Origin of the sequence: Stenotrophomonas sp. HMWF003, assembly GCF_003061285.1 — a bacterium.
In the GTDB taxonomy this organism is placed as follows: Bacteria; Pseudomonadota; Gammaproteobacteria; order Xanthomonadales; family Xanthomonadaceae; genus Stenotrophomonas; species Stenotrophomonas maltophilia_AP.
The window spans coordinates 11,768-20,770 of record NZ_QAIW01000146.1 but is presented as its reverse complement, the minus strand read 5'-3'; the positions used below and the strand labels follow the sequence as shown (position 1 = coordinate 20,770).

Annotated in this window: 7 protein-coding genes; 3 read left to right on the top strand and 4 right to left on the bottom strand. The window is 70.3% G+C overall.

Going from position 1 to position 9,003, the window contains the following annotated elements:
* From coaBC to DBR34_RS05620, 3 genes are all read left to right on the top strand, one after another.
* Positions 1–1,048: bifunctional phosphopantothenoylcysteine decarboxylase/phosphopantothenate--cysteine ligase CoaBC (coaBC, locus tag DBR34_RS05630; protein WP_128096039.1), on the top strand; the 1,048-nt coding region annotated here is incomplete at its 5' end.
* Positions 1,045–1,518 carry a dUTP diphosphatase gene (gene dut / locus DBR34_RS05625; RefSeq protein WP_128096038.1) on the top strand — a complete coding sequence of 158 codons (474 nt, stop codon included), beginning with the start codon at positions 1,045–1,047 and terminating at the stop codon, positions 1,516–1,518. The genes coaBC and dut, both read left to right, overlap by 4 nt.
* 15 nt (positions 1,519–1,533) lie before the next feature.
* Positions 1,534–3,873 (top strand): phosphomannomutase/phosphoglucomutase, encoded by a 2,340-nt coding sequence (locus DBR34_RS05620; RefSeq protein WP_128096037.1) that lies wholly within the window; start codon positions 1,534–1,536, stop codon positions 3,871–3,873.
* 79 nt (positions 3,874–3,952) lie between these two features.
* On the opposite strand, the gene DBR34_RS05615 is transcribed toward DBR34_RS05620, so the two are convergent.
* The 4 genes from DBR34_RS05615 to DBR34_RS22190 form a co-directional block, all read right to left on the bottom strand.
* On the bottom strand, positions 3,953–4,672 hold the full coding sequence (locus tag DBR34_RS05615; RefSeq protein ID WP_128096036.1) for a response regulator transcription factor: 720 nt from the start codon (positions 4,670–4,672) through the stop codon (positions 3,953–3,955).
* Positions 4,653–7,313, bottom strand: coding sequence for a sensor histidine kinase KdpD (locus DBR34_RS05610; RefSeq protein WP_128096035.1), 2,661 nt, complete (start codon positions 7,311–7,313; stop codon positions 4,653–4,655). The genes DBR34_RS05615 and DBR34_RS05610 overlap by 20 nt, the downstream gene beginning before the upstream one ends.
* A gap of 37 nt (positions 7,314–7,350) precedes the next feature.
* Entirely contained in the window at positions 7,351–8,022 is a 672-nt protein-coding gene (gene kdpC, locus DBR34_RS05605; RefSeq protein WP_128096034.1) for a potassium-transporting ATPase subunit KdpC, read from the bottom strand.
* Positions 8,019–9,003 (bottom strand): HAD-IC family P-type ATPase (locus tag DBR34_RS22190; protein WP_258223692.1); only part of this gene is annotated, 985 nt, incomplete at its 5' end. The genes kdpC and DBR34_RS22190, both read right to left, overlap by 4 nt.

Genomic DNA, 9,003 nt, shown 5'->3' with positions numbered 1-9,003 from the left:
CACCCGCACCACCCTGTGGGACAGCGCCGCCGAGCAGGCCATGGGCCATATCGAGCTGGCCCGCTGGGCCGATCGCATCGTGGTGGCCCCGGCCACCGCCGATCTGCTGGCCCGGCTGGCCCACGGCAATGCCGATGACCTGGTCACCACGCTGTGCCTGGCCACCACCGCGCCGCTCACCGTGTGCCCGGCCATGAACCACCGCATGTGGCAGCACCCCGCCACGCAGGCCAACATCGCCCTGCTGCGCCAGCGCGGCGCGCAGGTGATCGGGCCCGAAGACGGCCCGCTGGCCGAAGGCGAATCCGGCCCGGGCCGGCTGACCGAACCCAATGCGATTGTTGCGGCACTGGCCGCGCTGCAGGCGCCGGCCGCTGCCGACGCCGCGCCCGAGCAGCAGCTCAAGGGCTTGCGCGTGGTCATCAGTGCCGGCCCCACCTACGAAGACCTGGACCCGGTGCGCTACGTGGGCAACCGCAGCAGCGGCAAGATGGGCTATGCGCTGGCCGCCGCCGCCGTGCGCCAGGGCGCGCAGGTGGTGCTGGTGAGTGGCCCGGTGCAGCTGCCCACCCCGGCCGGGGTGCAGCGGGTGGATGTGCGCTCGGCCGCGCAGATGCGCGAGGCGGTGCTGGGCGCGCTGCCGGCCGACATCTATATAGGCGCGGCCGCGGTGTCCGATTACACCCCGCGCCAGGTGGCCCCGCAGAAATTGAAGAAGACCGCCGGCACCCAGACCCTCACGCTGGAGCTGGTGCGCACGCCGGACATCCTGGCCGAGGTGGCCGCGCAGACCAATGCGCTGAAGCTGGTGGTCGGTTTTGCCGCCGAAACCCACGATGTGGAGAAGTACGCGCGCGGCAAGCTGGTGGACAAGCGCCTGGACCTGGTCATTGCCAACCAGGTGGGCATTGCCACCGGCGGTTTCGAAAGTGATGAAAACGCGGCCACGGCCTACTGGCAGGGCGGCGAACAGGTGTTCCCCGGTACCTCCAAGGCGCTGCTGGCCGAACAACTGTTGTCCCTGATTGCCCAGAGGTTGCACGCATGAGCGTTGATTCCACCCTTCAGCCGTTGCAGGTAAAGCTGCTCGACCCGCGCTTCGGCGATACCTGGCCGCTGCCGGCCTACGCCACCGAGCACAGCGCCGGGCTGGACCTGCGCGCGGCGCTGGAAACCGAGCTCACCCTGCAGCCGGGCGATACGGCGCTGATTCCCAGCGGTATCGCCATCCACATTGCCGACCCGAACCTGGCCGCCGTGGTGCTGCCGCGCTCGGGGCTGGGCCATCGCCACGGCATCGTGCTGGGCAACGGCACCGGGCTGATCGACGCCGATTACCAGGGCCCACTGCTGATCAGCGCGTGGAACCGTGGCCGCGAGGCCTTCACGCTGCAGCCGGGCGACCGCATCGCGCAGCTGGTTGTGCTGCCCATCGCACGCGTGGGCCTGCAGGTAGTAGATACTTTCACCGACAGCGCCAGGGGAACGGGTGGATTCGGCCATACCGGGGTGCGCTGACCAGGGGGAAGTTCCATGAGCAAGGCGAAGGCGGAAGGGCAACCGAAGCTGGCAAGCAAGCGCACCGGGCCACTGGTGGTGGTCGCGCTGGTGCTGCTGGCCGCATGGTTTGGCTGGAGTGCGGTGCGGCAGTGGCGGCAGGCCTCGGTGGGCACGGAGCTGGAACAGTCGCGTGACCAGATCGTGGGCGGGGTGCAGACGGCCTTGAACGGCCAGCTGGACCAGCTGCGCAAGCTGATGAAGAGCGAGCGCGTGGCCACGGCGCTGGGCAACGGCGATGGCGAAGCCACGGCCGTGGCCATCCGCGAAGGCTGGCCGGGCACCGAAGAGGTGCAGGTCATCCCCGCCAGCCTGGACGCGGCCTATGCCGACCCGAAGGCCTTCGGCTATTCGCGCCTGGCCCTGCTGGAAGCGGCCAACGCCCAGAACGCGGTGGTGGCACGCGTGGTGCGCGATGCCGGTGGGCAGCGCCTTGGCCTGGCGGTGCCGGTGGTACTGGGTACGCAGGGGCCGGCGCTGGTGTACGTGCGCCAGCCGCTGCTGCGGCTGACCGCCACCTTCGACCAGGTACGCGTGCCGGGCGCGGGCTACGTGGCCCTGCGCCAGGGTGGCCACAACGTGATTGAACAGGGCAACGCGGGCCTGGCCGACGGTGCCGAGGCACTGGCGCGCCCGATCGGCAAGAGCGGGCTGCGCCTGGCCGCGGCCGTGCCGGACATCGAGCCGGGCCCATTGGGCTTGGGCGCCATTCCCAGCGCGGTGGTGGCGGTGCTGCTGCTGGCCATCGCCGGCATGCTGCAGTTCGGCAAGGGCAAGGTGGCGTTGCCGCGCCGTCGTGCGTCCAAAGAGGCCACCGAAGAAGACGGCCCCACGCTGCGCGAAAGCCTGGAACAGGCGCCGCTGGCCGTGGTGCCGGCCGTGGCCGAAGGCGGTCCGCCGCCGGTGCCGGGCGTAGCGGGGCAGGAGGTGCCGGCCGGTATCTTCCGTGCCTACGACATCCGCGGCGTGGTGGGGCGCGAGCTCACCCCGCAGGTGGCCGCGCTGATCGGCCAGGCCATCGGCTCGGTGCTGCAGGTGCAGGGCCTGCGCGAGATCGTGGTGGGCCGCGATGGCCGCCTGTCCGGCCCGGAACTCAGTGCCGGGCTCATCGAGGGCCTGCGCCGCGCCGGCTGCGATGTCATCGACATCGGCCTGGCGCCCACCCCGATGGTGTACTTCGCCAGTTACCACCTGCGCGCGGGCAGCTGCGTGGCCGTTACCGGCAGCCACAACCCGCCGGACTACAACGGTTTCAAGATCGTGGTGGGCGGCGAAACGCTGTCGGGCGACGCCATCACCGAACTGTTCCAGCGCATCCGCGACGGCCAGCTGCACGTGGCCGCCGAGCCGGGCAGCCTGAAGCAGCGCGAGGTCAACGCCGATTACATCCAGCGCATCGCCGACGACGTGCAGCTGGACCGCCCGCTCAAGGTGGTGGCCGATGCCGGCAACGGCGTGGCCGGCGAACTGGCCCAGCCGCTGCTGGAAGCCATCGGGGCCGAGGTCATTCCGCTGTACTGCGATGTGGATGGCACCTTCCCCAACCACCACCCGGACCCGAGCGACCCGCACAACCTGGAAGACCTGATCCAGACGGTGAAGCGCTTCGACGCGGACATCGGCCTGGCCTTCGATGGCGACGGCGACCGCCTGGGCGTGGTCACCCGCGAAGGCAAGATCATCTATGCCGACCGGCTGCTGATGCTGTTCGCCGCCGATGTGCTCATGCGCAACCCGGGCGCACTGGTCATCTACGACGTGAAGTGCAGCGGTAAGCTGTCCGACTACGTGCTGCGCAACGGCGGCAGCCCGCTGATGTGGAAGACCGGGCATTCGCTGATGAAGGCGAAGATGCGCGAAACCGATGCCGAGCTGGCCGGCGAGATGAGCGGGCACTTCTTCTTCAAGGAGCGCTGGTTCGGGTTCGACGATGGCCTGTATGCGGCCGCGCGCTTGCTGGAGATCCTGGCCCAGCGCGAGGAGACGCCGTCGGAGGTGCTGGACGAATTGCCGGACAGCGTGTCCACGCCGGAGCTGAAGGTGCCGGTGGAATCGGGCACCCCGCACGCGCTGGTGTCGTTGTTCGTATCGGCCGCACAGGGGGACGAGTCGCCGTTCGCGAGCGCCCGCCTGTCCACCATCGACGGCCTGCGCGCCGATTTCCCCGATGGCTGGGGGCTGCTGCGCGCGTCCAACACCACGCCGGTGCTGGTGCTGCGCTTCGAGGCCGACGATGAAGCGGCGCTGGAACGCATCAAGACCCTGTTCCGCGACCAGCTGCAGCCGTTGCTGCCCGGTGTGGACCTCGGGTTCTGAGGAATGCAGGTACCGGCCAACGGCCGGTACCTACCGTCACACCACCAGACAGGCCACGACCGTCGGTCGCGGCGGATCCTCACCCCTTGAACCGCAAGCCCACGCCCGGTTCGGTGAACACGTACCGCGAATCCAACGCGGAATCGCCCAGCTTGTGCCGCAACTTGCCCACCAGGATCCGCAGGTAATGCGTGTCTTCCTGATGCGTTGGCCCCCAGATCTCCTGCAGGATTTGCGGCTGGGTCACCACCCGCCCGGCGTTGCGCAACAACAACGACAGCAACGCATATTCCTTGCGCGTCAGCGCCACCGGCGCGCCCTCCAGGTGCACCTCGCGGCGCACCAGGTCGATATGCAGGTGCCCGTCATCGAACTGCGGCAACACGCCATCGGCCGACACCGTGCGCGAGCGCAGCAACGCCCGCACCCGCGCCATCAGCTCCTGGGTGCCGAACGGCTTGGTCACATAGTCGTTGGCGCCGTTGTCCAGCGCCCGCACCTTCTCGGTTTCACCGGCGCGCACGGTCAGCATGATCACCGGCACCTGGCTCCACTGCCGCAGCTCGGCCAGCACCTCGTGGCCTTCCATGTCCGGCAGGCCGATATCCAGGATCACCAGGTCCGCGCCTTCGCTCACCAGCGCTTCCAGCCCGGCCTGGCCGGTGGCGGCCTGCACCACGCGGTAGCCCTGCGCGCGCAGGCTGATATCGAGGAAGCGCCGGATCTGCGCTTCATCGTCAATCACCAGCACGCGCGCCGGGGGCGCACCTTGGGGCAGGTCAGGGGTCGTCGTGGTCATCGGCAGGGTGGGGTTGCAGCAGGGGCAGCGTAATGCGGATCAGGGTACCGCGTCCGTCGCGGCCCGGCAGCGCCTGCACGCTACCGCCATGGGCGCCGATCATGCCCTGGCAGATGGTCAGCCCCAGCCCGGTGCCATGCCGGCCGCGGTCGCCACGCTCCACGCTGTAGAACATGTCGAAGATGCGCGCGCGCTCGTCGTCGGGAATGCCGGGGCCGGCGTCCAGCACGTCGATGCGCAGTTCGCCCTCCACCAGCCGCGCCTGCACCTCCACTGCCGCGCCCGGCGGGGAGAACTTGGCGGCGTTCTCCATCACGTTGAACACGGCCTGTTCCACCAGCGCCGGGTGCACCCAGATCGGTGCCAGCGTGGCCGGAATGTCCAGCTTCAGCTGCACCTCCGGCTGGTAGCGCTGCAGGCGGCGCGCGGCCGAGCCCACCAGCTCGTCCACGCCGATCCAGTCGCGGTTGATCTGCAACCCTTCGTGACCCAGCCGGGTCATGTCCAGCAGGTTCTGGATGTAGCGGTCCAGCCGCTCGCCTTCCACCAGGATGGTGTCCAGCAGGGCGCGGCGGTCCTGCGCGTCCATCGCGTCGGCATAGCTGGAGAGGCTGTCGGCCGAGCCGATCATCGCCGCCAGCGGCGAGCGCAGGTCGTGCGACACCGACGACAGCAGCGCCGAACGCAGCCGCTCGGTCTCGTTGCTCACATGCGCCTTTTCCAGGTCGGCCACCAGCTGGGTGCGCAGCGCGGCCTGGGCAATGTCATCCACCATGGCTTCAGCCAGCTGGCGCTGCTCGGGGGTAAGCCGCGGCGCGGTGCGGGCGAAGCGCATGCCGGCCACGCCGATGGCGCGGTCATCGCCGTCCAGCAGCGGCAGGAACCACCACTCCGCGCCGGCCAGGGTGTCGGTGAAGCGGCCGCTGGGCTGGCCGTGGCGGCGCGCCCAGTCGGCGGCGGCCAGGTCGGTGTCGCCCGGCGCGGCACTGCCGCTGGTGCTGGTGTCCTGGCCGATGCGCAGCCACGCCGGGGCGTCCATTGCCTGTTCCAGCGCCTCGCGCCCGGCCTGCGCCACCTCTTCGTTGCTGGCCGCGCGGGTCAGCTGCCGGCCCAGTGCCTGGCGCGCGTTGGCATGCCGGTTGGATGCGCGCAACGCCAGCACCTGCATGCGCAACCGCGAGGCCAACCGCCCGGCCACCAGCGCGGCGGCCAGGAACAGGAACACGGTGATCACGCCCTGGCGTGCGCTGATGGCAAACGTGAAGCGCGGGGCGATGAAGAAGAAGTTGTAAGCCAGGAAACACAACGCCGCGGCAATCACCGCCGCACTGGTGCGGCTGCGCGCGGCCACCATCACCACCGCCACGATGAACACCATCGACAGGTCGTACAGCCCCACCCAGCGCTCGGCCACCAGCGCCACCAGGCAGGCAATCGCGGTGGCGCCCAACGCCAGCAGGGTGTCCTGGCCGGTGCTGCGGCTGGGCACGCTCAACCCGGTGCGCCGCGCCCGTGCCCGTGCCTGCGGGGTGCCGATGATGGTGATCTCGTAGTGCGCGCCGCGCTGGATCAGCTGCTGGGTGAGGGTGCGGTTGAGCATGCGCGCGAACGGGCGCTCGCGGGTGCGGCCCAGCACCAGGGTCGACACGCTGTTGTGCGCGGCATGGTCCAGCAGCGCATCGGCAATGCTGGACCCGTGCAGCAGCTCGGCCTCGCCCCCGAGGCGGCGGGCGAGGGCGAACGCCGCGTCGATCTCGCGAAGCGTGGCCTCGTCGTTGCGCCGGCCCTGCACGGTTACGACCGTCCATGGCGCATCCCGGCGCTCGGCAATGCGCCGGCCCACGCGCACCAGGTACTCGCTCTGGCCCCCGCCATCGATGGCCACCAATACGCGGCGGCGCAGCGGCAGGTTGCCCTCGCCACGCGCGGCGCGGGTCTCGCGCAGGCTGCTGTCCACGCGGTCGGCCGCTTCCTGCATGGCCAGTTCGCGCAGCGCGGTGAGGTTGGCCGGTGAGAAGAACGCCTGCAGTGCCTGCGCGGCCTGCTCGGGCACGTACACCTTGCCCTGCTGCAGGCGCTCGATCAGCTCGCGCGGCGGAATGTCCACCAGCACGATGTCGTGCAGGCGGTCCAGCACCGCATCGGGCACGGTTTCGCTCACGCGCACGCCGGTGATGCGCATCACCACATCGTTGAGGCTTTCCAGGTGCTGGATGTTGACCGTGGTCCACACATCGATGCCGGCCTCGAGCAGTTCCATCACGTCCTGCCAGCGTCGCTCGTGGCGGCTGCCGGGCACGTTGCGGTGCGCCAGTTCGTCCACCAGCACCAGCGCCGGGTGGCGCGCCAGCACGGCGTCCAGGTCCATCTCGCCCAGCACATGCTGCTGGTAGTCGCGCTGCACCAGCGGCACCTGCGGCAGGCCCTCCAGCAGCGCCGAGGTCTCGGCGCGGCCGTGGGTTTCCACCAGCCCCACCACCACGTCCACGCCGCGACGCAGCTGTTCGTGCGCGCGGCTGAGCATGCTGAAGGTCTTGCCCACGCCGGGGGCGGCACCGAGGAACACGGTGAGTTTGCCGCCGGCTTCGCGTTGCAGGCGTTCAACCAGGGCATCGGCCTGGCGGGTGCGGGGGTCGCTCATGGGTGGCGATTGTGCGCCCGGGACGGTACGCAGCGCATCAAGGCATCCCGTGGAGCGGGGCCTTGCCCGGCTGCCCGACCTGCGCATCCAACGCCAGGTTCAAGGTCATCACGTTCACGCGTGGCTGCCCGAACACGCCCCACTGCGGACCCCGCGTATGCGCCTTCACCAGCGCGGCCACCTGCTCAACCGGCAGCCCGCGGCTGCGTGCCACGCGCGCCATCTGCACCTGCGCCGCCGCCGGCGACAGCTCCGGGTCCATGCCTGCGCCGGATTGGGTCACCAGGTCGCCGGGCACCTGCGCCGGCGCTATCCCTTCGCGCGCGGCCACCGCGGCGATGCTGGCCTGCACGCGTTCCTGCAGGGCCGGGTTGCTGCGCGCCAGGTTGCTGCCGGCCGCGGCCATCGGGTCGTAGCTGGCCGCCGACGGACGCGCCTGGAAGTAGCCGTCGCCGTTGAACGGCTGGGCGATCAGCTGCGAGCCGCGCACCTGGCCGTCGCGGATGAGCAGGCTGCCATCGGCCTGCGCCGGGAACAGCAGACGGCTGGCACCGGTGGCGGCCACGGCGTACGCCAGGCCGAGCAGCAGCAGGCTGACCAGGCCCAGCATCAGCGCCGGGCGCCACGCGCCGTGCTGCTGCAGGGTGGCCGCATCCACGGCGCGGGCGCGCGCGGTGCGGGGCAGGGAGGTTGCAAGTGAGCGGTTCATGCGCCGAATACCGAGACAAGGAAGAGGTCGATCAACTTGATGGCCGCGAACGGCAGCAGCACGCCGCCCAGGCCGTACACCAGCATGTTCCGGCGCAGCAGCGCGGTGGCCGTGGCCGGGCGGAACCGCACCCCGCGCAGTGCCAGCGGAATCAACGCCGGAATCACCAGCGCGTTGAAGATCAACGCTGCCAGCACCGCGTTGCGCGGGCTGGACAGGTGCATCACGTTCAACGCCGCCATCGCCGGCAGGGTGGAGGCGAACAGCGCCGGCAGAATCGCGAAGTACTTGGACACATCGTTGGCCAGCGAGAAGGTGGTCAGCGCACCGCGCGTGATCAGCTGCTGCTTGCCCACTTCCACCACCGCCAGCAGCTTGGCCGGATCCGAATCCAGGTCGACCATGTTGCCGGCCTCCTTGGCGGCCTGCGTGCCGGAGTTCATGGCCAGGCCGATGTCGGCCTGGGCCAGCGCCGGGGCGTCGTTGGTACCGTCGCCCACCATCGCCACCAGCCGTCCACCGGCCTGTTCGGCACGGATGCGGGCCAGTTTGTCTTCCGGGCGCGCTTCGGCGATGTAGTCGTCCACGCCGGCTTCGGCGGCAATGGCCGCCGCGGTGAGCGGGTTGTCGCCGGTGATCATCACCGTGCGGATGCCCATGGCCCGCAGCTGCGCGAACTTTTCGCGCATACCGTGCTTGACCACGTCCGACAGCTCGATCACGCCCAGCACGTGCCGGCCTTCGCACACCACCAGCGGGGTGGCACCGTTGCGCGCCACCTGTTCCACGCGGCCCGGCAGCTCGGCCGGCACCGTGCCACCCAGCTCACGCACATAGGCGGTGATCGCATCGGAGGCACCCTTGCGGATGCGGCGGCCGCCGTCCAGGTCCACGCCGGACATGCGGGTCTGTGCGGTGAACGCCAGGTAGTCCGCACGGTCCGGTTCGGCGGTGGTGCAGCCCTGCTCGCGCGCTAGGCGC